The sequence below is a fragment of the Herbaspirillum sp. UBA812 genome, from assembly GCF_002296545.1.
GTDB lineage: Bacteria > Pseudomonadota > Gammaproteobacteria > Burkholderiales > Burkholderiaceae_D > Herbaspirillum > Herbaspirillum huttiense.
This window is the reverse complement of sequence record NZ_DBIC01000209.1, coordinates 1,321-2,217: the sequence shown is the minus strand read 5'-3', so window position 1 is coordinate 2,217 and position 897 is coordinate 1,321. Positions and strand designations below refer to the sequence as shown.

The window sequence follows — 897 nt, the reverse complement described above, 5'->3', positions numbered from 1 at the left end:
GCGCGAAGTCGATCACGTCCTGGTGGAAGCGGCGCAAGCCATGGGTGCGACCACCTGGCAAATCATTTACAAGGTCTTGGTGCCTGAAGCATTTGCTGGTATCGTCGCCGGTCTCACGATCACCTTCGTCAGCCTGGTCGGTTATTCGGCCATGGCCGGTGCCATCGGTGGCGGCGGTCTGGGCGACCTGGGCATCCGCTACGGCTACCAGCGCTTCCTGCCGGAAGTGATGCTGGCCGTGGTGCTGATCCTGATCGTGTTCGTCCAGCTGGTGCAATCCCTGGGAGACCTGCTGGTCCGCAAGCTCAGCCACCGCTGAGCGCAGTTACTACAAAAAAACGGCAGCTATCCGCTGCCCACCTCAAAGCTCGAAAGGAAAGTCATGAAGCGTCGTCAGTTGATTCAATTCATCGCAGGCCTGGGCCTGGCCGCCGGCCTGGCCTGTGCTCCCGCCATGGCCGAAGACCAGATCAAGATGGGCGTGACCGCCGGTCCGCACGCCGAGATCATGGAACAGGTCAAGAAGCTGCTGGAAAAAGACGGCGTGCAGATGAAGGTCATCGAATTCACCGACTACATCCAGCCCAACGCCGCGCTGGCCGCCGGCGACCTGGACGCCAACTCCTACCAGCACCAGCCCTACCTGGATGCGCAGATCAAGGACCGTGGCTACAAGTTCGTGAGCGTGGGCAGCACCATCACCTTCCCGATGGGCGTGTACTCCAAGAAGATCAAGTCGCTCAACGACCTGAAACAAGGTGCGCGCGTGGGCGTGCCCAACGATCCGACCAACGGTGGCCGCGCCCTGCTGGTGCTGCAAGCCAAGGGCGTGATCAAGCTGAAAGCCGATGCCGGCCTGAAGGCAACGCCGCTGGACATCGTGGAAAACCCCAAGAA

2 protein-coding genes are annotated in these 897 nt (G+C 61.2%); both read left to right on the top strand.

The features are described 5' to 3' along the window. A partial coding sequence (locus B3873_RS13705) for an ABC transporter permease subunit (protein ID WP_286866691.1) occupies positions 1-319 on the top strand: 319 nt, incomplete at its 5' end. 63 nt (positions 320-382) lie between these two features. Further along, the coding region (locus tag B3873_RS13700) for a MetQ/NlpA family ABC transporter substrate-binding protein (protein WP_286866690.1) at positions 383-897 on the top strand (515 nt) is incomplete at its 3' end.